General features: G+C 68.1%; 25 protein-coding genes and 1 pseudogene. 14 read left to right on the top strand and 12 right to left on the bottom strand.

What is annotated here, in order from left to right:
• The coding region (locus NF616_RS12770) for a hypothetical protein (RefSeq protein WP_252273667.1) at positions 1–110 on the top strand (110 nt) is incomplete at its 5' end.
• Positions 111–920: 810 nt separating this feature from the next.
• Here the strand turns inward: NF616_RS12770 and NF616_RS12765 are convergent.
• Positions 921–2,309, bottom strand: a complete 1,389-nt coding sequence (locus tag NF616_RS12765; protein ID WP_252273654.1) for a NorM family multidrug efflux MATE transporter — start codon at positions 2,307–2,309, stop codon at positions 921–923.
• 138 nt (positions 2,310–2,447) lie between these two features.
• On the opposite strand from NF616_RS12765, the gene NF616_RS12760 reads away from it, so the two are divergent.
• The 4 genes and pseudogenes from NF616_RS12760 (at position 2,448) to NF616_RS21415 (ending at position 6,696) form a co-directional block, all read left to right on the top strand.
• Complete coding sequence (locus NF616_RS12760) at positions 2,448–3,374, top strand: LysR substrate-binding domain-containing protein (protein ID WP_252273653.1); 927 nt, start codon at positions 2,448–2,450, stop codon at positions 3,372–3,374.
• A 330-nt stretch (positions 3,375–3,704) separates the two neighbouring features.
• The gene (locus NF616_RS12755; protein ID WP_252273652.1) at positions 3,705–4,508 is read left to right on the top strand and encodes a gamma-glutamyl-gamma-aminobutyrate hydrolase family protein; all 804 of its coding nucleotides are present in this window, start codon (positions 3,705–3,707) and stop codon (positions 4,506–4,508) included.
• Positions 4,509–4,719: 211 nt separating this feature from the next.
• Positions 4,720–5,838, top strand: a pseudogene (locus NF616_RS21420) (Cache 3/Cache 2 fusion domain-containing protein); the annotation flags it as partial.
• Positions 5,836–6,696, top strand: a complete 861-nt coding sequence (locus NF616_RS21415) for a methyl-accepting chemotaxis protein (protein WP_434091883.1) — start codon at positions 5,836–5,838, stop codon at positions 6,694–6,696. The pseudogene NF616_RS21420 and the gene NF616_RS21415, both read left to right, overlap by 3 nt.
• 66 nt (positions 6,697–6,762) lie before the next feature.
• Here NF616_RS21415 and NF616_RS12745 read toward each other — a convergent pair whose 3' ends face one another.
• The 3 genes from NF616_RS12745 to NF616_RS12735 form a co-directional block, all read right to left on the bottom strand.
• Complete coding sequence (locus NF616_RS12745) at positions 6,763–8,727, bottom strand: BCCT family transporter (RefSeq protein WP_252273650.1); 1,965 nt, start codon at positions 8,725–8,727, stop codon at positions 6,763–6,765.
• A gap of 124 nt (positions 8,728–8,851) precedes the next feature.
• Positions 8,852–10,348 carry a YifB family Mg chelatase-like AAA ATPase gene (locus NF616_RS12740; RefSeq protein ID WP_252273649.1) on the bottom strand — a complete coding sequence of 499 codons (1,497 nt, stop codon included), beginning with the start codon at positions 10,346–10,348 and terminating at the stop codon, positions 8,852–8,854.
• Positions 10,349–10,382: 34 nt separating this feature from the next.
• Positions 10,383–10,643 carry an accessory factor UbiK family protein gene (locus NF616_RS12735; RefSeq protein ID WP_252273648.1) on the bottom strand — a complete coding sequence of 87 codons (261 nt, stop codon included), beginning with the start codon at positions 10,641–10,643 and terminating at the stop codon, positions 10,383–10,385.
• Between the two features lie 410 nt (positions 10,644–11,053).
• Here NF616_RS12735 and glnK point away from each other — a divergent pair, with 410 nt between their 5' ends.
• The 5 genes from glnK to sutA all read left to right on the top strand — a co-directional run bounded on the left by glnK (position 11,054) and on the right by sutA (position 15,066).
• Complete coding sequence (gene glnK, locus NF616_RS12730) at positions 11,054–11,392, top strand: P-II family nitrogen regulator (RefSeq protein WP_021700071.1); 339 nt, start codon at positions 11,054–11,056, stop codon at positions 11,390–11,392.
• Positions 11,393–11,427: 35 nt separating this feature from the next.
• Positions 11,428–12,744: an ammonium transporter gene (locus NF616_RS12725; protein ID WP_252273647.1), complete on the top strand. Its 1,317-nt coding sequence runs from the start codon at positions 11,428–11,430 to the stop codon at positions 12,742–12,744.
• A 97-nt stretch (positions 12,745–12,841) separates the two neighbouring features.
• The gene (locus NF616_RS12720; RefSeq protein WP_252273646.1) at positions 12,842–14,092 is read left to right on the top strand and encodes an ammonium transporter; all 1,251 of its coding nucleotides are present in this window, start codon (positions 12,842–12,844) and stop codon (positions 14,090–14,092) included.
• 127 nt (positions 14,093–14,219) lie between these two features.
• Positions 14,220–14,645: a secondary thiamine-phosphate synthase enzyme YjbQ gene (locus tag NF616_RS12715; RefSeq protein WP_252273645.1), complete on the top strand. Its 426-nt coding sequence runs from the start codon at positions 14,220–14,222 to the stop codon at positions 14,643–14,645.
• Positions 14,646–14,730: 85 nt separating this feature from the next.
• Positions 14,731–15,066: a dormancy-specific transcriptional regulator SutA gene (sutA, locus tag NF616_RS12710; protein WP_252273644.1), complete on the top strand. Its 336-nt coding sequence runs from the start codon at positions 14,731–14,733 to the stop codon at positions 15,064–15,066.
• Between the two features lie 74 nt (positions 15,067–15,140).
• Here the strand turns inward: sutA and NF616_RS12705 are convergent, their stop codons facing one another.
• Genes NF616_RS12705 through lptM form a run of 6 tightly spaced genes read right to left on the bottom strand, consistent with a single transcriptional unit; the run spans position 15,141 to position 19,706 of the window.
• Positions 15,141–15,848 (bottom strand): HAD family hydrolase, encoded by a 708-nt coding sequence (locus tag NF616_RS12705; RefSeq protein ID WP_252273666.1) that lies wholly within the window; start codon positions 15,846–15,848, stop codon positions 15,141–15,143.
• Positions 15,845–16,738, bottom strand: coding sequence for a tyrosine recombinase XerC (gene xerC, locus NF616_RS12700; protein ID WP_252273643.1), 894 nt, complete (start codon positions 16,736–16,738; stop codon positions 15,845–15,847). Before xerC ends, NF616_RS12705 begins: the two co-directional genes overlap by 4 nt.
• Before the next feature lie 43 nt (positions 16,739–16,781).
• Positions 16,782–17,474, bottom strand: coding sequence for a DUF484 family protein (locus NF616_RS12695; RefSeq protein ID WP_252273642.1), 693 nt, complete (start codon positions 17,472–17,474; stop codon positions 16,782–16,784).
• Positions 17,471–18,301 carry a diaminopimelate epimerase gene (dapF, locus tag NF616_RS12690; RefSeq protein WP_252273641.1) on the bottom strand — a complete coding sequence of 277 codons (831 nt, stop codon included), beginning with the start codon at positions 18,299–18,301 and terminating at the stop codon, positions 17,471–17,473. The genes NF616_RS12695 and dapF overlap by 4 nt, the downstream gene beginning before the upstream one ends.
• Before the next feature lie 10 nt (positions 18,302–18,311).
• Positions 18,312–19,559, bottom strand: coding sequence for a diaminopimelate decarboxylase (gene lysA / locus NF616_RS12685; protein ID WP_252273640.1), 1,248 nt, complete (start codon positions 19,557–19,559; stop codon positions 18,312–18,314).
• Between the two features lie 9 nt (positions 19,560–19,568).
• Positions 19,569–19,706 (bottom strand): LPS translocon maturation chaperone LptM, encoded by a 138-nt coding sequence (lptM, locus tag NF616_RS12680; RefSeq protein ID WP_021700061.1) that lies wholly within the window; start codon positions 19,704–19,706, stop codon positions 19,569–19,571.
• A gap of 162 nt (positions 19,707–19,868) precedes the next feature.
• Between lptM and NF616_RS12675 the strand changes: the two genes are divergently transcribed.
• From NF616_RS12675 to rnk, 4 genes are all read left to right on the top strand, one after another.
• Positions 19,869–20,921 carry an AraC family transcriptional regulator gene (locus NF616_RS12675; RefSeq protein ID WP_252273639.1) on the top strand — a complete coding sequence of 351 codons (1,053 nt, stop codon included), beginning with the start codon at positions 19,869–19,871 and terminating at the stop codon, positions 20,919–20,921.
• A 10-nt stretch (positions 20,922–20,931) separates the two neighbouring features.
• Entirely contained in the window at positions 20,932–21,264 is a 333-nt protein-coding gene (gene cyaY, locus NF616_RS12670; protein ID WP_252273638.1) for an iron donor protein CyaY, read from the top strand.
• A complete protein-coding gene (locus tag NF616_RS12665) occupies positions 21,236–21,430 on the top strand; it encodes a DUF1289 domain-containing protein (RefSeq protein ID WP_252273637.1) in 195 nt (64 codons plus the stop codon). Before cyaY ends, NF616_RS12665 begins: the two co-directional genes overlap by 29 nt.
• 142 nt (positions 21,431–21,572) lie before the next feature.
• Entirely contained in the window at positions 21,573–21,980 is a 408-nt protein-coding gene (rnk, locus tag NF616_RS12660; RefSeq protein ID WP_252273636.1) for a nucleoside diphosphate kinase regulator, read from the top strand.
• Here the strand turns inward: rnk and NF616_RS12655 are convergent.
• Both NF616_RS12655 and NF616_RS12650 read right to left on the bottom strand, forming a co-directional pair.
• Entirely contained in the window at positions 21,977–22,207 is a 231-nt protein-coding gene (locus tag NF616_RS12655; protein ID WP_252273635.1) for a hypothetical protein, read from the bottom strand. The genes rnk and NF616_RS12655 overlap by 4 nt on opposite strands.
• Positions 22,208–22,209: 2 nt before the next feature.
• Positions 22,210–22,395: a hypothetical protein gene (locus NF616_RS12650; protein WP_252273634.1), complete on the bottom strand. Its 186-nt coding sequence runs from the start codon at positions 22,393–22,395 to the stop codon at positions 22,210–22,212.
• Between the last annotated feature and the right edge of the window lie 150 nt (positions 22,396–22,545).

Here is a 22,545-nt window from a genome sequence, read left to right as displayed (position 1 = left end):
TCGGTTGCGACCAGGTGCAGGGCTACCTGATCAGCCGGCCACTGCCGCTGGCCGACCTGGCGCGTTTCCTGGTGTTCGGCCTGCGCCAGCCGCTGCTTGCCGGCGTCTAAGTTGGAGTCACGGTTGTAGGTTGGTAGCCCGGATGCAATCCGGGAAGCAGGCAGCTACGACCCCGGATTGCATCCGGGCTACGGCCGGCCGACGTCTAGGCCGAAATCACGGCCGTAGGGTGCGCCGCGCGCACCGCATGTCTCGGCGCTATCGTTTCACGACAGGCAGGGCTCGCCCCGCACCGACCGCCGCGCACGCAGCAGGCGCGCGGTCTTCCACTCGAAACCCAGGGTCAGGCTGGGAGCCCGGATGCACTCCGGGACGCAGGCAGCTACGCCCCCGGATTGCATCCGGGCTACGGCAGGCAGGCGTCAAGGCCGAAATCACGGCCGGAGGGTGCGCCGCGCGCACCGCATGCTTCGGCTCCATCGTTTCACGACTGGCAGGGCTCGCCCTGCACCGGCCGCCGCGCACGCAGCAGGCGCGCGGTCTTCCACTCGAAACCCAGGGTCAGGCTGGTAGCCCGGATGCAATCCGGGAAGCAGGCAGCTACGACCCCGTATTGCCTTCGGGCTACGGCTGTCTGTCTTCCTGTCGGAAATCACGGCCGTAGGGTGCGCCGCGCGCACCGCATGGCTCGGCGCAATCGTTTCACGACAGGCAGGGCTCGCCCCGCACCGACCGCCGCGCACGCAGCAGGCGCGCGGTCTTCCACTCGAAACCCAGGGGCAGGCTGGTAGCCCGGATGCAATCCGGGAAGCAGGCAGCTACGACCCCGTATTGCCTTCGGGCTACGGCTGGCTGGCGTCCAGGCCGAAATCACGGCCGTAGGGTGCGCCGCGCGCACCGCATGCTTCGGCACCATCGTTTCACGACAGGCAGGGCTCGCCCTGCACCGGCTGCCGCGAACGCAGCAGGCGCGCGGTCTTCCACTCGAAGCCCAGGGTCAGGCCGAGCGCCGCGCAGGCCAGTCCGCCCGCCAGCCCCCACCACACCCCATGGGCACCCCAGCCGAACGGGAAGGCCAGGGTCCAGGCCAGCGGGATGCCGATCAGCCAGTAGCAGCCGAGCCCGACCAGCAGGGTGGTCTTGCCGTCGCCCAGGCCGCGAATGGTGCCCATGGCGATGCTCTGGGTGCCGTCGAACAGCTCGAACACGGCGGCCACCGCCAGCAGGCTCACGGCCAGGGTGACCACCTCGGCGAAGGCCGGGTCGTTGCGGTCGACGAACAGCCCCACCACCGGCTCCGGCATCAGCCAGAACAGCAGGGCGAACACCAGCATGCAGCAGGCGCCGCCGGCGATACCCAGGTAACCGGCGCGGCGCACATCGGCCGGGCGGCCGGCGCCGTAGTGCTGGCCGACGCGGAAGGTCACGGCGTAGGACAGGCCCTGGGGCAGGATGAACGCCAGCGTCACCGCCTGGATGGCGATCTGGTGTGCCGCCAGCTGCACGCTGCCGAGGGCGCCCATGCACAGGGCGGCGAAGGTGAACATGCCCTGCTCGGCGGCGTAGGTGCCGCCGATGGGCAGGCCCAGGCGCAGCAGCGCGCCCATCTCGTGCCGCCACGGACGTAGCAGGCCGAGCAGCGGCAGGTAATCGCGGTAGGCCGGGGCGCACAGGATGTGCAGCGCGAGTGCCAGGGCCATGCCGCTGCTGACCAGGGCGGTGGTCATGCCGATGCCGCCCAGGCCTAGGCTGGGCAGGCCGAACCAGCCCTCGATCAGCGCGTAGTTGATGACGAAGTTGGCGACGGCGCCGACGATGCCGATGGTCATCACCGGGCCGGGATGGCCGATGGCGCTGGTGAAGCCCCGCAGGGCCATGAAGATGAGGTAGCCGGGCAACGCCAGGGCCAGCGGACCGAGGAACTCCATGGCACGCGCCGCGGCATCGGGTTGCTGGCCCAGGTGCGGCAGCAGCGGGCCGAGGGCCCGCAGGCAAAGCGCGCCCGCAACGCCCAGCAGCAGGGCCAGCCACAGGCCGTTCTGCAGCAGACGCGTGGCGCCCGGCGCATCGCCGGCGCCATGGCGGATGGCGACCAGGCTGCCCACCGCGGCCACCGTGCCGACGCAGAACAGCGACAGCATGTAGTAGCAGGTGGCGCCCAGGGCGCCGCCGGCCAGCTGCTCGGGGCCGAGCATGCCCATCATGATGGTGTCGGTGAACACCATCAGCACGTGGGCCAGCTGCGCGGTAATCAGCGGACCGGCGAGGCGGAAGAGGGCGACCAGTTCGTCACGAATGGGCTGCGGCATGATGAATGAGGCTCAGCGATGGGCCTCGGACGAATACCGGGCGCAAGTGGATTGGCGCGTATTCTGGTGGGCCGAGCCGGCCACGGACAAAAGGAAAAATGCGATGCTTGGCATGACTAATACTCATGGATATCGCTCATGGCCCGACGTCTGCCACCGCTCTATGCCCTGCGCGCCTTCGAGGCGGCAGCCCGGCATGCCTCGTTCACCCGCGCCGCCGAGGAGCTGGCCATCACCCAGAGCGCGGTGAGCCGGCACATCCGCACCCTGGAGGAGCATTTCGCCTGTCGCCTGTTCGAGCGGGCCGGCCGCCATCTGCGCCTGAGCGAGAGCGCACGCCTGCTGCTGCCCGGCGTGCGCGACGGATTCGACGCGCTGGAGCGAGCCTGTACCGCGCTCAGCGCCGATGACGCCACCCTGCGCCTGAAGGCGCCCTCCACCCTGACCATGCGCTGGCTGCTGGCGCGGCTCTCGCGCTTTCGCCTGCACAACCCTGGCATCGAGGTACAGCTGACCAGCGCCTGGATGGACGTCGACCGGGTCGACTTCCAACAGGAGCCCTTCGATTGCGCCGTGCTGCTCAACGCCGGCGGCAGCTTTCCCGCCGAATGGGAGAGCGTCGAGCTGTTCGCCGAATGGCTGATTCCGGTCTGCGCGCCGGAGGCGGCCGCCAGCGGCGCCTGGGATCTGGCGCGGCTGCAGGCCGCCGAGTTGCTGCATCCCACGCCGGACCGTCGCGACTGGCGGCGCTGGCTGCAGGCCATGGGGCTGGAGGAGCAGGTGCCGCTGCGCGGCGGCCAGGTGTTCGACACCCTGGAGTTGGGCATCGTCGCCGCCGAGCGCGGCTACGGGGTGTCCATCGGCGACCTGGTGATGATCGCCGAGGACGCCGAGCAGGGCCGCCTGGGCCTGCCGTTGCCCAGCGCGGTGGCCAGCGGCGAAAGCTATCACCTGGTTTGGCCCAAGGGGCGGCGTGGCGAGGAGCGGTTGCGCCGGCTGCGCGACTTTCTGTTGGCCGAGGTGGAGCAGATGCACCTGCCGGGCGTGGAGCGTGTCGGCATCTAGTGTCTCGTCTGCGTAAAAAATAATGGACCTCTCCGGCATGCCAGAGCCTGGGCAGGCGAGGCTTTGAGGCCGATATTCGGGCGATTGAGGTCTTCCTTCGCAAGGCGGGCTTCTTGAAATGTTTGACATATTTTACGCGCCTGAGGAGACTGTGCCGGCGGTTCGACTGTTATGCGGCCGTCGCGGGAGGTCCGTTACCTCCCACTCCCATGCCTCCAGGCGAGGCCCCGCAACGCCGCCGACAGACGGAACCGTGCCAAACAGGTAGCGCGTCGATCTCCCGACCCACCTGCACAGCAACGGCAGGACCGACCTGCCCCAAGGTGACGTATGTCCAACAACAACAGTGCCAAGAACACTCCCCCTAAACGCAAACCCGTCGTGCTGATGTCCATGGGCGCCCAGGAGCGCAAGGGCCACGACTATCAGGTGATGACCCACAAATACATCACGCCGCTGGTGGAGATCGCCGGTTGCGTGCCCGTATTGGTGCCCACCTGCTGCGGTACCGATGACCTCGAGCAGTACCTCGACATGGCCGACGGCGTGTACCTGACCGGTGCCGGCTCGAACATCGATCCGAGCCTCTACGGCCAGGAGAACCTCACGCCCGAGAAGACCCAGGATCGTGACCGCGACCTGTTCGACCTGCCGCTGATCAAGGCCGCCATCGCTCGCGGCCTGCCGCTGTTCGCCATCTGCCGTGGCATGCAGGAGATCAATGTGGCGCTGGGCGGCGACATGTACCAGAAGCTCTACGCCGAGCCGGGCTTCAACGACCATCGGGAGAACTCCGACGACGCGGTGGACTTGCAATACGCGGCGGCGCACAGCGTACGCATCGCGCCTGGCAGCTGGCTGGCCGAGGTACTGGGCAGCGAGGAGATCGCCGTCAATTCGCTGCACGGCCAGGGCGTGAAGACCCTGGGCAAGGGCCTGGAGCCGCTGGCGCACGCCGAGGACGGCCTGGTCGAGGCCTTCCATGCGCCGAGCCTGTCGCCCTTCCTGTTCGCCGTGCAGTGGCATCCGGAATGGCAGGCCGCGCAGAACCCCGATTCGGTGAAGATGTTCCAGGCGTTCGGCGAAGCCTGCCTTCAGCGTCAGGCCGGCCTGGCACTCAATCTGGCCAGCTGAGGGCGCAGCTCCCGTGGCCGAAGCACAACGGTGTTCGGCCATGATTTGACCGAAAAGTCTCTCTCTTACGTTGTCTGACAACTTTTTGGGCGCAAGGCCCGCAAATTCATAATTCATACTCTCCCGATCGGATATTCTCCGCGCCCTTCGAGGGCTGACGGCGATCCCGCAACCCTTGCGTGCCCGAAAAATACGTCCGGAGAGACTGATCATGTCCCAGCCCAGGTCCCGTATCGCCTGGCAGCTTGCCGTTGCCCTCGCGATACTCCTGATCCTCCTCATCAGCGGCAGTACCCTGTTCGCTCTGCGTTCCCTCGATCAGGCCAGCCTGACCACCCGCGAAGGGCACCTGGCCAGCGAGGCCCGCCTGCTCGCCGACCAGCTCACCACCTTTCACGGCACCCTGCGCGAGAGCACCAGCCGCCTGGCCGGCCTGTTCGAGCAGCGTTTCGCCAGCGGCCTCTCGGTGCATGCCGAGGAGCGCGTGCCGGTCGCCGGTCTGACCCCGCCGGCGCTCTACCTCAATGGCCAGGCTCTGAACGGTGACTTCACCCTGGTCGACGAATTCCGCCAGCTCACCGCCGGCGTGGCCACGGTGTTCGTCCGCGACGGCGCGGACTTCGTGCGCATCACCACCTCGGTGACCAAGGAAGACGGCAACCGCGCCATCGGCACCGTGCTCGACCACGCCCACCCGGCCTACCAGCGCCTGCTCGGCGGGCAGAGCTATGTCGGCCGGGCGCTGCTGTTCGGGCGTTTTTACATGACCCAGTACACGCCGGTGCGTGATGCGACCGGCAATGTCAGCGCTGTGCTGTTCGTCGGCTTCGACTACACCGACGCGCAGAGCGCCCAGTTCGCCGACCTCGGGCGCTTCCGTATCGGTCGCAGCGGTTCGCTGGCGCTGCTCGACGAGCAGGGCAAGTGGCTGGTGCCGCCGGCTGGCGTGCAGCGCCCCGAGGCCGTGGGCGACCGCCTGCAGCAGCTGCTGAGCGAGCCGGGCGAGGGGCACTTCTGGAGCGACGGCCAGCAGGACTTCTTCAGCGTGGCCGCGCCCTTCGCCGACGGGCCCTGGCAGGTGCTGGCGAGCATGCCCAAGGAAGAGATCCGCGAGGTGACCTGGAACGTCGGCGGTCAGCTAGCGCTGGGCAGCCTGACCGCCATGGTGCTGGCGGTGGCCGCGGTGATCGTGCTGCTACGTCGGCGCCTGCGTCCGCTCGACGAGCTGGTGGAACAGGCCCAGGCGCTCGGCGCGGGCAACCTGCGCGCCCGCTCGCAGGTCAACAGTCATGACGAGATTGGCGAACTGGCGCGCGGCTTCAACCAGATGGGCGAGGCGCTGGCGACCATGGTCGCGCACATCCGCAGCGCGGCGCAGCAGGTCGGCAGCCGCTCGCAGATCCTCAGCGGCCTGTCCAGCGGTGCCTACGAGGGCATGGAGCAGCAGTCAGGTGAGATCGGCAGCATGGCCGGCGCGGTGGAGGAGTTCAGCGCCACCGCGCAGAACATCGCCGACAACATGCGCAACACCGAGCGCTTGGCCAATGACAACGCTCAGCAGACCCGCATCGGTCGTGCCTCAATGGACGAAGCCTCGGCGGCGCTGCAGCAGATTTCCGCGTCTCTCGATGACACCGCCTCGGTGGTCAACACCCTCGGCCAGCGCTCCCAAGAAATCGGCGGCATCGTCGGCGTGATTACCGCCATCGCCGACCAGACCAACCTGCTGGCGCTCAACGCCGCCATCGAGGCGGCCCGTGCCGGCGAGATGGGCCGCGGCTTCGCCGTGGTGGCGGACGAGGTGCGCAACCTGGCGGCGCGCACCCGCGAAGCGACCACCGAGATCTCGACCATGATCGGCAGCATCCAGGAGGAAACGGCCAGCGCCATACGCACCATGGAGCAGGGCCAGGCGCTGATGCAGGAAGGCCTGGCGCGCAATGCCAAGGTGGCGGCCGCGCTGGCGCAGATCGCCGACCAGACCAGCGAGGCCGGCGAGCAGTTCGCCGCCATCACCACCGCCACCCAGGAGCAGAGCAGCACCGCGACCCTGCTCAGCAGCAACCTGCAGAGCATCGCCCTGGCCAACAGCGAGCAGCGCGAGGTGGTGGCCAACCTGGCCGAGACCGCCCGCGAGATGGACCGCCTGGCCGAGGAGCTGCAGCGCGAGGTCAGCCGCTTCCAGTGAGGCGCAGCTCCCCGCGGCGCAACCTCGGTCATAAGGAAGCCCGGCATTTGCCGGGCTTCTTTTGGGTCAGCGCACCATGTGCAGGTAGTGCATGTGCTTCTCGTACTGGTCGAGGATGTCGCCGATCACCTCGTCGCGCCCCCAGCCCATCACGTCGTAGTCCTGACCGCCTTCGCGCAGGTGTACCTCGGCGCGGAAGTACTTGCGCTCCTCGTTGCCGTCGTCCGTGTCACGCAGGGCGAAGCTGGGTTGGACGAACGCCCGCGGACGCACCTCGTAGCTGAAGTCCGCCTCGTTGCCGTGGGCCACGACCAGGCGCACGCGGCCATCGTCACCGTTGATCACGCCGGTGGAGATGCCCTGCTTGCGCAGTTCGTCGGCTACCGACTGGCAGGCCGGCTGCACCACTTCACTGATGAAGCGCGTCACGTGGGCGCGGCGCGGGAACATGACCAGGTTGCGCAGGCGGCGCTCCCAGCCGCCGTGCTGTCGGCTGCTGTGACGTGGGCTGGCCAGTGCCTGGAAGCGGATGCCACGCTTGGTGGCATCCAGACGCAATGCCCTCAGCAGCCCCCACATCGAGGCGAGCAGGACGATGGAGAAAGGCAGCGCGCTGGCGATGGTCGCCGTCTGCAAGGCCTTGAGTCCGTCGGCCAAGAGCAGCGCGATAGCCACCACCCCGATCAGGATCGACCAGAACAGGCGTTGCCACAATGGCGTGTGTGCCTGGCCGCCGGAGGCGAGCATGTCCACGACCAGGGCGCCCGAGTCGGCGGAAGTGACGAAGAAAACCACCACCATCGCCACCGCGATGAGCGAGAGCAGCGTGCTGAACGGAAACTGTTCGAGGAAGGCGAACAGCGCCAGGGAGCTGTCCACGTTCACCGTATGGGCGAGGCTCTGCAGGCCTTCGTTGAGCACCATGTGGATGGCGCTGTCGCCGAACACGGTCATCCACAGCAGGGTGAAGCCGGCCGGCACGAAGAGCACGCCGCTGATGAATTCACGGATGGTGCGACCGCGCGAAATGCGAGCGATGAACAGACCCACGAAGGGCGACCAGGATAGCCACCAGCCCCAGTACAGCAGCGTCCAGCCGCCGATCCAGTCGGTGGGCTCGTAGGCGTAAAGATTGAAGGTCTTGCTGACGATCTCGGAGAGATAGGCGCCGCTGTTCTGCACGAAGGTCTTGAACAGGAAGACGGTCGGGCCGAGCGCCAGAACGAACAGCAACAGCAGCACGGCCAGCGTCAGGTTGAGCTCGGAGAGAATACGAATGCCCTTGTTCAGGCCGCTGGCGACCGACAGCGTGGCGAGCAGACAGATACCCGTGATCAGCGCCACCTGCACGGTGGTGTTCACCGGCAGGCCGAACAGGTGAGCGAAGCCGCTGTTGATCTGCAGCACGCCGTAGCCGAGGGAGGTGGCGACACCGAACACCGTGCCGAGGATGGCGAATATATCCACCGCATGGCCGATGGGGCCGTGGATGCGGTCGCCGATCAGCGGGTATAGAGCGGAGCGCAGGGTCAACGGCAGGTTGTGACGGAAGCAGAAGAACGCCAGGATCAGCGCGACGATGGCGTAGATCGCCCAGGCATGCAGGCCCCAGTGGAAGAAGGTCAGCTTCATCGCCTCGCGGGCCGCCTGCACGGTGCCGGCCTCGCCCACGGGCGGGGCGGTGAAGTGCATCAGCGGCTCGGCCACGCCGAAGAACATCAGGCCGATACCCATGCCGGCGGAGAACAGCATGGCGAACCAGGTGGCGTTGCGGTATTCGGGCTGGCTGTGGTCGGGGCCGAGTTTGAGGTCGCCGTAGCGGCTGACCGCGAGATAGACGCAGCAGATGAGAATCAGCGCGACGGTGAGGACGTAGAACCAGCTGGCCTTGTCAAGAATCCAGCCTTGCAACAGCGCGAACTGGCTTTGCGCCTGCTCCTGGAACAGCACGCTGTACAGTACCAGGGCGAGGATGAGGGCGGCCGAGGTAAAGAATACGGGCCGGTTGAGCGAAGACGTAGATGCCTCCATTGAGCTAGCTCTCCTTGTTATCGGATGGGCCGCCAAGGGCGGAAGGCCAGCCATGCTATCACAATTGATAGCTTTTGTCTCTTGCAGTGAATCCTTTGATAATTTGGCTGGATCGATTGCCGGCTTACCCGGCGACGTCCGGCCGATACTGCAGCGCCTCGGCCAGGTGTGGACGGCCGATATGTGTTGCCTGTTCCAGGTCGGCCAGGGTGCGCGCCACCTTCAACAGGCGGTGAGCCGCGCGTAGCGACAGGTTGAGGCGTTCGCACGCCTGTTCCAGCCACTGGCGGTTCTCGTCGTCGAGCGGGCAGTGCCGTCGCAGGCCGTCCAGGTCGAGAAAAGCGTTAGCGCAGCCCTGGCGGTCCAGTTGGCGCTGTCGAGCGGCGGCCACGCGGCCGGCCAGGCTCGCGCTGCTCTCGCCGGGCTGCGCGGGCGCTTGCAGGCTGGTGCTCTCGCGGGCCACGGTGAGGTGCAGGTCGATGCGGTCGAGCAGCGGGCCGGACAACTTGGCGCGGTAGCGCTGTACCTGCTCGGTGGAGCAGCGGCAGCGTCCGCCGGGGTCGCCGAGATAACCGCAGGGGCAGGGGTTCATCGCGGCGACCAGCTGGAATCGCGCCGGGAAGCGCACCTTGTCCCGCGCCCGGGCGATCACGATCTGTCCGCTCTCCAGGGGCTCGCGTAGCACCTCCAGCACCTTCCGATCGAACTCGGGGAGTTCGTCCAAGAATAGGACACCCTGGTGCGCCAGGGTGATTTCGCCGGGCACCGGGCGACTGCCTCCTCCGACCAGCGCTGGGCCGGAGGCCGAGTGATGGGGTTGACGAAAGGGTCTCTGCGGCCAGGCGTTGAGCGGCGTGTGGCTGGCCACCGAATGGATCGCCGCCACTTCCAGCGCCTCTTCCTCGGAGAGCGGCGGCAGCAGGCCCGGAAGGCGGCTGGCCAGCAGGGTCTTGCCGGTGCCGGGCGGGCCGCTGAGCAATAAGTTGTGGCCGCCGCTGGCGGCGATCAGCAGGGCGCGTTTGGCGGCCAGCTGGCCCTGCACCTCGGCCAGGTCCGGGTAGGCCGGCACCTCGCGCAGCAGGCCGCTGGCCTGGTAAGGCGCCAGCGGCGTGTGGCCGGTGAGATGGGCGGTGAGCTGCAGCAGGTGGTCGATCGCCAGCACCTTGAGGCCGGAGGCCAGGCAGGCCTCCTCGGCATTGGCGCTGGGCACCACCAGGGTGCGACCGGCGGCGCGGGCGGCGAGGGCGGCGGGGAGCACGCCCTGCACCGGGCGCACGGCGCCGGACAGCGCCAGCTCGCCCAGGCACTCCAGTTCGTTCAGCGACTCCGCCGGCACCTGGCCATTGGCGGCCAGCACGCCGAGGGCGATGGCGAGGTCGAAGCGGCCGCCGTCCTTCGGCAGGTCGGCGGGGGCCAGGTTGAGTGTGATCTTGCGCGCCGGAAAATCGAAGCCGGAGTTCTGGATGGCGCTGCGCACCCGGTCCTTGCTCTCCTTGACCGCCGCCTCGGGCAGGCCCACCAGGGCCATGCCCGGCAGGCCGTTGGCCAGATGCGCCTCGACGGCGACGGCGGGCGCCTCGACGCCGACCTGGGCGCGGCTGTGGACTATGGCCAGGGACATCGATCACTCCTTTGATCGCATGCCCGCCGAGCGCTTACTCGGCGGGAGGTTTCTGTTGGGCTTCCAGCTCGGCGAGCTTGGCCTCGAGGGCTTCCAGGCGAGCGCGGGTGCGGGCCAGTACGGCCATCTGGCTGTCGAATTCCTCGCGGCCGACCAGATCCAGCTTGCCGAAGGCGCTCTGCAGCAGGGCCTTGAATTGCGCCTCCAGCTCGGCGCGGGGCGCCGCGCTTTCATCGCTGAACAGGCGCGAGGCGTGGCTGGCGAGGGTGTCGAGGATGGCTTTGGGCGGCAGCATGGCGAGGTTCCGGATTAAACGGCGGGCAGTGTAGCACGCGGCCTGGTCGGGGCCGGGTGCCTGCCAAGTGCACACTTTTTGATCATGTCCGACGTGCGCGCTGCACCAATGATGTGCAGTGACCCGGGAGTCGAAACGCAGCGAAGCCATCATGAGTGCCCTAAGCCCATGAAAAAGTGGCCTTTTGGCATAGCTGGCAAGCTTTCTGCTTTACACCCCGTGACGCGTGCACCGATGCAGTACCGGTGCGCAGGATGAGGTGGGGGAGCGCCTCATTGGAATGCGGTCGGTGGGCATCGGTGCGGCAGTGAGGCATGCCGGGCGATGCGTTTCAAAAGCCAGACACTGCGCTTAGACTTGAGCCGGGTTCGTTTTCCTGGGGCGAGTCCATCCAAACGGGAGAGAGTTTCATGAAGCTAGTCACTGCCATCATCAAGCCGTTCAAGCTGGACGACGTGCGCGAGTCGCTGTCGGAGATCGGCGTGCAGGGCATCACCGTGACCGAAGTCAAAGGCTTCGGCCGGCAGAAGGGCCACACCGAGCTGTACCGAGGTGCGGAATACGTGGTGGATTTCCTGCCCAAGGTGAAGATCGACGTGGCCATCGCCGACGACCAGCTGGACCGGGTCATCGAGGCGATCACCAAGGCGGCCAACACCGGCAAGATCGGTGACGGCAAGATCTTCGTCGTCAATCTGGAACAGGCCATCCGCATCCGTACCGGCGAAACCGGCACCGACGCCGTTTAAGCCTCAGAACCCCATACGCCCCAGGAGAAAAACACATGACTCTGCGTAAGATCGCAGGGCTAGGAGCCCTTTTGTCCCTCGTAACCCCTGGCCTGGCCATGGCTGACGAGGTCGTCCTCAACTCCGGCGACACCGCCTGGATGCTCACCGCCACCGTGCTGGTGCTGTTCATGACCATCCCCGGCCTGGCGCTGTTCTACAGCGGCATGGTCCGCTCCAAGAACGTCCTCTCGGTGATGATGCAGTGCTTCGCCATCACCGGCCTGATCAGCATCCTCTGGGTGGTCTACGGCTATAGCCTGGCCTTCGACACCACCGGCATGGAGAAGGGCGTCACCAACTTCAACTCCTTCGTCGGCGGCCTGAACAAGGCGTTCCTCAGTGGCCTGACCACCGAGAGCCTGATCGGCGCCTTCCCGGAAAGCGTGTTCGTCACCTTCCAGATGACCTTCGCGATCATCACCCCGGCCCTGATCGTCGGCGCCTTCGCCGAGCGCATGAAGTTCTCCGCGATGCTGATCTTCATGGCCGTCTGGTTCACGCTGGTCTACGCGCCGATGTGCCACATGGTCTGGTCCGGTGACGGCGCCTTCCTGTGGGACGAGGGCGTGCTCGACTTCGCCGGCGGCACCGTGGTGCACATCAACGCCGGTATCGCCGGCCTGGTGGCCTGCCTGGTGCTGGGCAAGCGCAAGGGCTACCCGACCACTCCGATGGCTCCGCACAACCTGGGCTACACCCTGGTCGGCGCCGCCATGCTGTGGATCGGCTGGTTCGGCTTCAACGCCGGCTCCGCCATCGCCGCCAACGGCACCGCCGGCATGGCCATGCTGGTGACCCAGATCGCCACCGCCGCCGCCGCCCTGGGCTGGATGTTCGCCGAGTGGATCACCCACGGTAAGCCGAGCGCCCTGGGCATCGCCTCCGGCGTGGTCGCCGGCCTGGTCGCCATCACCCCGGCCGCCGGCACCGCCGGCCCGATGGGCGCCCTGGTGATCGGTCTGGCCTCCGGCGTGATCTGCTTCTTCTGCGCCACCAGCCTCAAGCGCAAGCTGGGCTACGACGACTCCCTGGACGCCTTCGGCGTGCACGGCGTGGGCGGCATCGTCGGCGCCATCCTGACCGGTGTGTTCGCCGCGCCGGCCCTGGGTGGCTTCGGCACCGTCGAGGACATCGGCGGTCAGGTCTGGATCCAGATCGTCGGCGTGCTTGTCACCGTGGTCTACACCGGCATCGTCACCTTCGTGATCCTCAAGGTGCTGGACGTGGTGATGGGCCTTCGCGTCAGCGAAGAGTCCGAGACCGTCGGCCTCGACCTCTCCGAGCACAACGAGCGCGGCTACAACCTGTAAGCCTCCGCAGCGGTACCCACAACGCCCGGTTCGCCGGGCGTTTTCATGTCTGCGCCAACGGCGGCGCATCCTGTGCAACCGTACAACGGAGTACGCGATGGAAAGCACGGCCCTGATTCCCCTGCAGTACGCGCTGGATACCTTTTACCTGCTGATTTGCGGTGCCCTGGTGATGTGGATGGCGGCGGGTTTCGCCATGCTCGAGTCGGGCCTGGTGCGCGCCAAGAACACCGCCGAGATCCTCACCAAGAACATCGTGCTCTACGCCCTGGCCTGCGTGATGTACCTGCTGCTGGGCTATCACCTGATGTACGGCGGCAGCGCCGGCGGCGTGCTGCCCAGCTTCGGCATGCTGATCGGCGCCGAGCATGCGGTCGATGGCGTGGCCGCGGGCGGCGAGGGCGCGGCGGCCTTTTCCAGGCGCGCCGACTTCTTCTTCCAGGTGGTGTTCGTCGCCACCGCCATGTCCATCGTCTCCGGTGCCGTGGCCGAGCGCATGAGGCTGTGGGCGTTCCTGGTCTTCGCCGTGGTGATGTGCGGTGTGATCTACCCGGTCGAGGGCTACTGGACCTGGGGCGGTGGCTTCCTCAAGCAGCTCGGCTTCAAGGATTTCGCCGGCTCCGGCATCGTCCACCTGGCCGGCGCCTCGGCCGCCCTGGCCGGGGTGATGCTGCTCGGCGCGCGCCGGGGCAAGTACGGCAGCCAGGGCCAGATCAACGCCATTCCGGGGGCCAATCTGCCGCTGGCCACTCTCGGCACCTTCATCCTCTGGCTCGGCTGGTTCGGTTTCAACGGTGGCTCGCAGCTCAAGGTCAGCAGCATCGAGGACGCCAACGCGGTGGCCGCGGTGTTCGCCAATACCAACCTGGCCGCGGCCGGCGGCCTGTTGGCGGCGCTGGTGGTGGCGCGCGTGCTGTTCGGCAAGGCCGACCTGACCATGATCCTCAACGGTGCTCTGGCCGGCCTGGTATCGATCACCGCCGAGCCGGCCGCGCCGAGCGCCGTACAGGCGGTGCTGATCGGCGCCGTCGGTGGCGTGCTGGTGGTGTTCAGCATCCTGATGCTCGAACGTCTGCGCATCGACGATCCGGTCGGCGCCATCTCCGTGCATGGCGCCGGCGGCATCTGGGGGCTGCTGGCCGTGCCATTGACCAACAGCGGCGCCAGCCTGAGTGCGCAGCTGCTCGGCGCGGCCTGCATCTTCGCCTGGGTGTTCGTCGCCAGTCTGCTGGTGTGGGGGCTGATCAAGCTGGTCATGGGCCTGCGGGTCAGCGAGGAGGACGAGTACGAGGGCGTGGACATCGCCGAGTGCGGCCTGGAGGCCTATCCCGAGTTCACCCGCAAGTGACTTCAGGGCGCCGCGGCGCCCTTTTTCATGGTCCTGCGACAGGCGTGAAAAATCCCGCGCGAGCCAGGTGAAAAGGCCATCGACTCTCTCTAAAATGCGCCGCCAACAGATGCGGCGGATGCCGGACATGTGGCAACAACGGCTGATCGAATTGCGCGCCCGGGCGCGGGGTTTTCACCTGGTGACCGACGAGGTCGTGACGGCGTTGCCGGAGCTGGCCCGGTGTCGAGTCGGGCTGCTGCACCTGTGGCTGCAGCACACCTCGGCCTCGCTGACCATCAACGAGAACGCCGACGGCGCGGTGCGACGTGACTTCGAGCGCTTCTTCAACCGTCTCGTGCCCCGGGGCGAGAGTGGCTACGAGCACGACTACGAAGGGCCGGACGATCTGCCGGCGCACTTCAAGTCGAGCCTGCTCGGTTGTCAGCTGAGCCTGCCGGTCAGCGAAGGTCGGTTGAACCTAGGCACCTGGCAAGGCATCTATCTCGGCGAGCACCGCGACCACGGCGGTGCGCGCCGGGTGCTGGCGACCCTGCAGGGCGAGTGGCGCTGAGGCCGAAGATTTTTCCAGCGGCATTTTTGCAATGCGTGCCGCTGGGCTATAAGTAACCTGCTTTGCGCAAGTCATGAGGTAGAACATGAGCGACGAAGAACTGGAACAGGACGACCTGGAAGGCGCCGACGAGGACGATGACGAGGAGCTGGAAGCGGCCGACGCCGGCGATGACGGCGAGGACGATGGTGGCGGTGACGCACCCGAGTCCGGTGGTGGCAAATCGAGCAAAAAGGCCAAAGCCGCCGAAGAGGTCGAGGAGCTGCCCAGCATCGAAGCCAAGCAGAAGGAGCGCGACGCCCTGGCCAAGGCCATGGAAGAGTTCCTCTCGCGTGGTGGCTCGGTGCAGGAGATCGAGCCCAACGTGGTAGCCGACCCGCCCAAGAAGCCGGACAGCAAGTACGGCAGCCGCCCCATCTGAGGACGGTTGTCGCCATGAAAGAGCCCGCCATTTCGGCGGGCTTTTTCATGGGCGCATAGCGATGCGGGCGGGCTCTAGCGGGCGTGCTCCCAGCGCTCCAGCAGGGCCGGCAGCTCGGCCAGGCTCTGTACCTGCGCATCCGGCTCGGCGTCGCCGTCCCAGTCCCTGCCCTGGGGATTGAACCAGATGGCGCGCAGGCCGGCGGCCTTGGCTCCGGCGATGTCGTCGCCCGGATGGTCGCCGATGTGCACGGCCTGCTCCGCGGCGATGCCCGCGTGGCGCAGGGCGGTCTGGAACGGGTGCGGGTCGGGCTTGCCGATGCCCAGTTCCTCGGCGCACAGGGCGAAGCGGAAGTAGTCGGCCAGGCCCAGGCGGCGCACGTCGGCGTTGCCGTTGGTGATCACCCCCAGGGTGTAGCGCAGAGCCAGGCGCTCGAGGGTCGGATGCACCTCGGGGAACAGCTGCACCTGGTGGCGCGCGGCGAGGAATACCTGAAAGCCCAGCTCGGCCAGTTCGTCGGCCTCGGCCTGGGCGTAGCCGGCATCGAGCAGCGCATGCAGCAGGATGCGTCGGCGAAGCTCGCTGAGACGGTGCTTGAGTCCGGGGTCGGCCTCCATCAGGCGGGCGCGGATCGCCCACAGGTGCTCAATGGGCACCGGCCCCAGGCGCGGCGCCTCGGCGGCCAGCCAGTCACGCAGGGCAGCTTCGGCGCTGTGCATCACCGGCGCCACGTCCCACAGGGTGTCGTCGAGGTCGAAGGTGATCAGGCGGATGCTCATCAGGATTCGCTCTTGCGTTTGGCGCGAGGGTGGGCGCCGTCGTAGACCTTGGCCAGGTGCTGGAAGTCCAGGTGGGTGTAGATCTGCGTGGTGGCGATATCGGCGTGGCCGAGCAGCTCCTGCACCGCGCGCAGGTCCTGCGAGGACTCCAGCATATGGCTGGCGAAGGAGTGCCGGAGCATGTGCGGATGCAGGTGCTGGCCCAGCTCGCGCACGCCGGCCTCGCGCACCCGCAGCTGAATCGCACGCGGGGTCAGGCGCCTGCCCTGGCGGCCGACGAACACGGCGCCGCCCTGCGGGTTGCACAGGGCGCGCAGCGGCAGCCAGGCGTCCAGCGCCTCGCGCGCCTTGCGTCCGACCGGCAGCTCGCGGGCCTTGTTGCCCTTGCCGCGGACCCGCACGAGGCCGGCGGCCAGGTCGAGGCCGTCGAGGTCCAGGCCGACCAGCTCGGACAGGCGCAGGCCGGAGGAGTAGAAGAGTTCGAGCATGGCCTGGTCGCGGCGGGCGATGAAGTCGTCCTCCACGCCGCCATCCAGCAGCTGCGCCGTGCGGTCGGCATCCAGCGCGCGCGGCAGGCGGCGCTCGCCCTTGGGCGCGGAGAGACCGTTGGCCGGGTCGTGACGGCACAGCCCCTCGCGGTTGAGGTATTGGTAGAAGCCGCGCACCGCCGAGAGCAGTCGCGCCAGGGAGCGGCTGGATTGCCCCTGGCCATGCAGGCGGGCGACCATGGCGCGCAGGCTGCGGGTGTCGAGGTCGACCCAGCGGGCGATGGCGTTCTTCTCGCACAGGGCCAGCACTTTCAGCAGATCGCGGCGGTAGCCGTCGAGGGTGTGCGGCGAGACCTGGCGCTCGCTGCGCAGGTGTTCGAGGAAGGCGTCGAGGCTGCTCTGCATGGCGACTCCGGCAGGCGACGGGTGGGCCGCGAGCGGCCCGGGATCAGCGTACCGAGCGCAGTGGCGCGGCGAAGCGCGGCAGCACGCGGGCCAGCACCTCGGCCACGTAGCCGAGGAACAGGGTGCCGAGGCTGCTCTTGTAGTGCTGCGGGTCCGGGCTGCCGATCGCCAGCACGCCGTGCAGGCCCTGGTGGCTGAGGCTGACCACGGCGGCCGAGCCGACCTGGGCGAACTCGTCCGCGCCGAAGAGGAATTCCAGCTCGTTGGGACGCAGCACGCCGCAGGTGGTCTTGCCGCCGCCGAGCAGGCCGCCGATGGCCTGGTGCGCCTCGGCGCTGGTCACGCTGCGGCCGACGCCGAGCGGCGTCTCGCTGAACAGGATCAGGCTGACGAAGGGCACCTGGAACTCGTGGCGCAGGCTGTCTTCCACGGCGCCGATGACCTCCTCGAGGCTGGCGGCATCGAGCATGTCGAGCACCAGGCGGCGGGTCTTGTCGAACAGACGGTCGTTGTCGCGCGCCACGTCCATCAGCTGCGACAGGCGGTGGCGCATCTCGATGTTGCGTTCGCGCAGCAGTTTCACCTGGCGCTCGACCAGCGACACCGTGGTGCCGGGCTGGTGCGGGATGCGCAGTTCGGGAATCAGCTCCTCGTGGTCGACGAAGAACTCCGGATGCTGGCGCAGGTAGGCGGCGACGGCCTCGGCATCGAGCGGGGTCTGATCCTGATCACTCATAGACGGACTTGTCCTTCGTACACGCGAACGGCGGGTCCGGTCATCATAACCGGCTGTCCCGGACCTGCCCACTCGATGGACAGCTTGCCGCCCGGCAGCTCCAGCTGCAGCGGCGAATCCATCCAGCCCTGGCGGATGGCGGCCACCGCGGCGGCGCAGGCGCCGGTGCCGCAGGCCTGGGTCTCGCCGGCGCCGCGTTCCCACACGCGCAGGCGCGCCTGCTTGCGGTCGACGATCTGCAGGAAGCCGACATTGACCCGTTGCGGGAAGCGCGGGTGATGTTCCAGCTTCGGGCCCAGCTGGTGCACCGGCGCCTGGTCGACATCGGCGACGCGCAGCACGGCGTGCGGGTTGCCCATGGAGACGGCGGCCAGCTCGACGCGCTGCCCGTCCACCTCCACCTCGTAGCTGAGCGCCTCGGCGTCGGCCTGGAAGGGGATCTGCTCGGGGACCAGGCGCGGCGCGCCCATGTCCACGGTGACCTGGCCATCCGCGCGCAGGTTGAGTTCGATGAAACCGCCCTTGGTCTCGACGCGGATCTGCTTCTTCACGGTCAGGCGCTTGTCCACCACGAAGCGGGCGAAGCAGCGCGCGCCGTTGCCGCACTGCTCCACTTCCGAGCCGTCGGAATTGAAGATGCGGTAGCGGAAGTCCACGTCCGGGTGGGTCGGCGCCTCCACCAGCAGCAACTGGTCGAAGCCGATGCCGGTGTGGCGGTCGCCCCAGGCCTTGGCGTGCTTGGGCTGGATGTGCGCGTGCTGGCTGATCAGGTCGAGGACCATGAAGTCGTTGCCGAGGCCGTGCATCTTGGTGAAGCGCAATAGCATGATCGCGCCCTCACTGCGGCAGCAGGCTTTCGCCGGCGTAGAGTTCGGCCAGGGTCTCGCGGCGACGCACTTCATGGGCCTGTTCGCCGTCCACCAGCACCTCGGCGGCGCGGCCGCGGGTGTTGTAGTTGGAACTCATGACGAAGCCGTAGGCGCCGGCCGAGCGCACGGCCAGCAGGTCGCCCTCGGCCAGTACCAGCTCGCGGCCCTTGGCCAGGAAGTCGCCGGTCTCGCAGATCGGCCCGACCAGATCGTAGTGGCGCGCCTCGCCCTGGCGCGGCTGCACCGGGGTGACGTCCATCCAGGCCTGGTACAGGGCCGGACGGATCAGGTCGTTCATCGCCGCATCGACGATGGCGAAGTCCTTGTGCGCGGTGTGCTTGAGGTACTCCACGCGGGTCAGCAGCACGCCGGCGTTGGCGACGATGGAGCGGCCCGGCTCGAACACCAGGGTCAGCTCGCGGCCCTGGATGCGCTCGCGCACGGCGGCGATGTAGTCGCCGGCCAGCGGCGGCTGCTCGTCGCGGTACTGCACGCCGAGGCCGCCCCCGAGGTCCAGGTGCCGGATGCGGATGCCGCGCTCGGCCAACTGGTCGATCAGCAGCAGCAGGCGCTCGAGGGCGTCGAGGAAGGGCGGCAGGCTGGTGAGCTGGGAGCCGATGTGGCAGTCCACGCCGACGATCTCCAGGTTCGCCAGCGCGGCGGCGCGGGCATACACCTCGGGCGCCTGCTCGATGTCGATGCCGAACTTGTTTTCCTTCAGGCCGGTGGAGATGTACGGGTGGGTGCCGGCATCCACGTCCGGGTTGACCCGCAGCGAGATGCGCGCGGTCTTGCCCAGCTCGGCGGCCACGACCTGCAGGCGCTCCAGCTCGTCCACCGACTCGACGTTGAAGCAGTGCACGCCCACTTCGAGGGCGCGGCGCATGTCGTCACGGGTCTTGCCGACGCCGGAGAAGACGATCCGGTCTGGCTCGCCGCCGGCGGCCAGTACGCGCTCGAGTTCGCCGCGGGAGACGATGTCGAAGCCGGCACCGAGGCGCGCCAGCACGTTCAGCACGCCGAGGTTGGAGTTGGCCTTGACCGCGAAACAGACCAGATGCGGCATGCCGGCCAGGGCATCGGCGTAGGCGCGATACTGGGCCTCGATATGGGCGCGGGAGTACACGTAGGTGGGCGTGCCGAAGCGTTCGGCAATGGCGGACAGGGCCACGCCCTCCGCGAACAGTTGCCCGTCGCGGTTGGTAAAGGCTTGCATGGAACCCCCTTAGAGGAAGACGTCTTTGTCGCGTTCTTTGACGGTCTTGTCGTCATCGGGCAGGTACAGCGGGCCTTTCTGGCCACAGCCGGCGAGGGCGGCGGTGAACACGGCGAGCGCGATGAAGGGCAGCAGCAGGCGCTTCATGGTGGAATCCTTGCGAAATCGAGAATGGTCCGGAGTATACCGACCCCCCGGCAGCTTGCCTATGCACGCCCGGCGGGGCCGCCAGGACCATCGCGCTGGCGTCTCGGGCTTGCCCGCGAGGGGATGTTTGCGGCTAGCATGAAGCGAAAAAACGGAGCCCCGATGGACGCCCCCGCCACTCTCGCCAGCTCGGTCTCGGTCGCCTACCTGCAGGGCCTGCTGGACTATCTCGCCCGCCAGGGCTTCGCCAGCGATGCGCTGCTGGCCAAGGTGCACCTGAGCCCGGCCATCCTCGCCCAGCGCGACCAGCGCATCGCCGTCAGTACCTACCTGGAGCTGCTCGGCGAGGGCGTGCGGCTGACCGGCGACGACAACCTCGGCCTGCACCTGGGCGAAGCCATGCGCCCCGGCTATTACGGCGTGCTCGGCTACCTGATCATGAGCTGCGCGACCCTGGCTGACGCCCTGCACCGCCAGGCCCGCTACGCCGCGCTGGTCGGCAACCTGGGCCGCGTCGACCTCGACGAGGAGCCACCGCGCGCGGGCCTGGAGCCCCAGGTGGCGCACAGCTGGGAGCCGTTGGTGCGCGAGCAGCAGCGCCAGCACAGCGAGGAGACCCTGGCCGGCTGGCTGACCTTCGGCCGCTGGATCACCGGGCTGCAGATCCCGCCCACCGAGGTGCGCTTCCAGCATCCCGCGCCGGCCGACACCTCCGAGCACGAACGCATCTTCGGCTGCCCGGTGCTGTTCGATCAGGCCGACAACGCGCTGGTGTTCCCCAAGCGCCTGCTGGGCACGCCACTGGGCCAGGCGGACGCCCAGCTGCGGCAACTGCTCGACGCCCACGCCGACCGCTTGCTCGGCCAGCTCAATCAGGGCCACAGCGTGCTCGACCGCGCGCGCCGCGAACTGGCGCGCCAGCTGCCGGAGCAGGGCGCCGATCTCGAGCGCCTGGCGCAGACGCTCGAACTCAGCGCGCGGACCCTGCAGCGGCGCCTCCGCGAGGCCGGGCTGTCGTTCAGCGAGCTGCTCGACGAGACCCGCCACCAGCTGGTGCTGCACTACCTGCGCGACCCGGCCCTGGAACTGGCGGAAATCGCCTTCCTGGTCGGCTTCAGCGAGGCCGGCTCGCTGGCCCGCGCCTTCCGCCGCTGGACCGGACAGAGCCCCGGCGCGTACCGGCAAAGTCTGCTAGATTCCGCAGCCCATTCCTGAGGACCCCGCGATGAGTTTGAGCGAAGCCCGTTTCCACGATCTGGTCGATGCCGCCCAGCAGGCGGTGGAAGACATTTTCGATGACAGCGACCTGGACCTCGATCTGGAAAACAGCGCCGGCGTGCTCACCGTGCGTTTCGAGAACGGCAGCCAGCTGATCCTCAGCCGCCAGGAGCCGCTGCGTCAGCTCTGGGTGGCGGCGCGCTCCGGCGGCTTCCATTTCGACTACGACGCGGAGCAGGGCCTGTGGATCTGCGACACCAGTGACGAGCCGCTGGGCGAACTGCTGGCCCGGGTCACCCGCGAGCAGGCCGGTGAAGAGCTCGAATTCGACGAACTCTGAGGCCGTCGAGTCGCCCTGCCGGCGCCAGTGCTGCCTGGACGACGAGGACGTGTGCCTGGGCTGCGGCCGCACCCTGGCCGAGATCCTCGAGTGGGGCAGGGCAGACGGCGAGCGCCGCCGCGTTATCTGCCAGGCGGCGCAACGGCGCCTGCGGCCTCGCCCCTGAGCCCTTGAGCGTGCGCCATGACCCGGCGGTCTTGCTAATTGCCGGGTATGTGCGTAGGGTCGGCCGAAGCTGACTAACCGATCAAAACCCCGCCCTCGGGCGGGGTTTTGCTTTATCTGGCCCAAGGAGGAAGACCCACGTCATGAGCAGCACCCCCGCCATCATCATCACCCGTCTCGACCTGCAGCGCCTGGAGCGCCTGCTCGACAGCCTGGAGGACTTCGGCCCGACCGCCGAGGCGCTGGAAACGGAGCTGGCGCGCGCCCAGGTGGTGGGGCATGACGAGGTGCCCGCCGGGGTGGTGACCATGAACTCGCGGGTGCACTGCCGCGAAGAGGGCAGCGGCAAGGATTACCACCTGACGCTGGTGTTCCCCGAGGACGCCGGCGGCGAGGGCCGGGTCTCGGTGCTGGCGCCGGTGGGCGCGGCCCTGCTCGGGCTCTCGGTGGGCCAGCAGATCGACTGGCCCGGCCCGGCCGGCAAGCCGCTGCGGCTGACCCTGCTGGCCGTGGAATACCAGCCGGAGGCGGCCGGCGAGTACCAGCGCTAGGCCAGCATGAACGGCGCTGGCGGGCACTCCGGGTCGCCCCTGGGCGGTGTGTCGCTGCCGCGCCGCAACTGTTCCTCCAGTTCCAGATTGCGGGCGAGCTTCTGATTGGTCTCGATGGTGCGCGCCACGCCGCCACCGGTGATCTTGCCGTTGCCGACCAGGGCCGGGCCGTTGATCAGGGCGAGGAGCAGCGAAAGCACCAGCGCCCGGGATGGGGAGATCTGCATGGCTAGCCCCCCACCCGGATGGCCGAGAGGAGCCCCTGCAGGGCCTGCGCCAGGCTCGGCGTGGCATGAGCTTCCAGCGCGCCGGCGCTGCCCAGGGTCAGCGCCAGCAGGATGCTGGCGGCGATCGCCAGCACGCCGAAGCCGGCGAGTGCGCCACTGTCTGCGTGCTTGCGAATGAGCCTGGCCATGCCGCTGTCCCCGGGGAGGTTGCTGGAATGGGGAAAGCTTCACTCAGGCCGTTTCGATTGAATAATGGTCCTGCTTCGTAGCAAATATCAGCGCAATTGATAGCTCGTCGGGCGCCCGGGAACTCCGCCCACGGGGCCGGGTCACTGGGC

Origin of the sequence: Pseudomonas subflava (assembly GCF_023823685.1) — a bacterium.
In the GTDB taxonomy this organism is placed as follows: Bacteria; Pseudomonadota; Gammaproteobacteria; order Pseudomonadales; family Pseudomonadaceae; genus Aquipseudomonas; species Aquipseudomonas subflava.
Note: the sequence above shows the minus strand (reverse complement) of the source record. Positions and strands in the feature narration are given on the sequence as shown.

What these genes read in the sequence shown, in the direction of transcription:
- NF616_RS12695 (WP_252273642.1), bottom strand. Translation starts at nt 17,474, where the DNA reads ATGAGTGATCAGGATCAGACCCCGCTCGATGCCGAGGCCGTCGCCGCC.
- xerC (WP_252273643.1), bottom strand. Translation starts at nt 16,738, where the DNA reads ATGCAGAGCAGCCTCGACGCCTTCCTCGAACACCTGCGCAGCGAGCGC.
- NF616_RS12720 (WP_252273646.1), top strand. Translation starts at nt 12,842, where the DNA reads ATGGAAAGCACGGCCCTGATTCCCCTGCAGTACGCGCTGGATACCTTT.
- NF616_RS21415 (WP_434091883.1), top strand. Translation starts at nt 5,836, where the DNA reads ATGGGCGAGGCGCTGGCGACCATGGTCGCGCACATCCGCAGCGCGGCG.
- NF616_RS12765 (WP_252273654.1), bottom strand. Translation starts at nt 2,309, where the DNA reads ATGCCGCAGCCCATTCGTGACGAACTGGTCGCCCTCTTCCGCCTCGCC.
- NF616_RS12755 (WP_252273652.1), top strand. Translation starts at nt 3,705, where the DNA reads ATGTCCAACAACAACAGTGCCAAGAACACTCCCCCTAAACGCAAACCC.
- rnk (WP_252273636.1), top strand. Translation starts at nt 21,573, where the DNA reads ATGAGCAGCACCCCCGCCATCATCATCACCCGTCTCGACCTGCAGCGC.
- dapF (WP_252273641.1), bottom strand. Translation starts at nt 18,301, where the DNA reads ATGCTATTGCGCTTCACCAAGATGCACGGCCTCGGCAACGACTTCATG.
- sutA (WP_252273644.1), top strand. Translation starts at nt 14,731, where the DNA reads ATGAGCGACGAAGAACTGGAACAGGACGACCTGGAAGGCGCCGACGAG.
- NF616_RS12715 (WP_252273645.1), top strand. Translation starts at nt 14,220, where the DNA reads ATGTGGCAACAACGGCTGATCGAATTGCGCGCCCGGGCGCGGGGTTTT.
- lysA (WP_252273640.1), bottom strand. Translation starts at nt 19,559, where the DNA reads ATGCAAGCCTTTACCAACCGCGACGGGCAACTGTTCGCGGAGGGCGTG.
- glnK (WP_021700071.1), top strand. Translation starts at nt 11,054, where the DNA reads ATGAAGCTAGTCACTGCCATCATCAAGCCGTTCAAGCTGGACGACGTG.
- NF616_RS12735 (WP_252273648.1), bottom strand. Translation starts at nt 10,643, where the DNA reads ATGCTGCCGCCCAAAGCCATCCTCGACACCCTCGCCAGCCACGCCTCG.
- NF616_RS12675 (WP_252273639.1), top strand. Translation starts at nt 19,869, where the DNA reads ATGGACGCCCCCGCCACTCTCGCCAGCTCGGTCTCGGTCGCCTACCTG.
- NF616_RS12725 (WP_252273647.1), top strand. Translation starts at nt 11,428, where the DNA reads ATGACTCTGCGTAAGATCGCAGGGCTAGGAGCCCTTTTGTCCCTCGTA.
- NF616_RS12655 (WP_252273635.1), bottom strand. Translation starts at nt 22,207, where the DNA reads ATGCAGATCTCCCCATCCCGGGCGCTGGTGCTTTCGCTGCTCCTCGCC.
- lptM (WP_021700061.1), bottom strand. Translation starts at nt 19,706, where the DNA reads ATGAAGCGCCTGCTGCTGCCCTTCATCGCGCTCGCCGTGTTCACCGCC.
- NF616_RS12740 (WP_252273649.1), bottom strand. Translation starts at nt 10,348, where the DNA reads ATGTCCCTGGCCATAGTCCACAGCCGCGCCCAGGTCGGCGTCGAGGCG.
- NF616_RS12760 (WP_252273653.1), top strand. Translation starts at nt 2,448, where the DNA reads ATGGCCCGACGTCTGCCACCGCTCTATGCCCTGCGCGCCTTCGAGGCG.
- cyaY (WP_252273638.1), top strand. Translation starts at nt 20,932, where the DNA reads ATGAGTTTGAGCGAAGCCCGTTTCCACGATCTGGTCGATGCCGCCCAG.
- NF616_RS12745 (WP_252273650.1), bottom strand. Translation starts at nt 8,727, where the DNA reads ATGGAGGCATCTACGTCTTCGCTCAACCGGCCCGTATTCTTTACCTCG.
- NF616_RS12650 (WP_252273634.1), bottom strand. Translation starts at nt 22,395, where the DNA reads ATGGCCAGGCTCATTCGCAAGCACGCAGACAGTGGCGCACTCGCCGGC.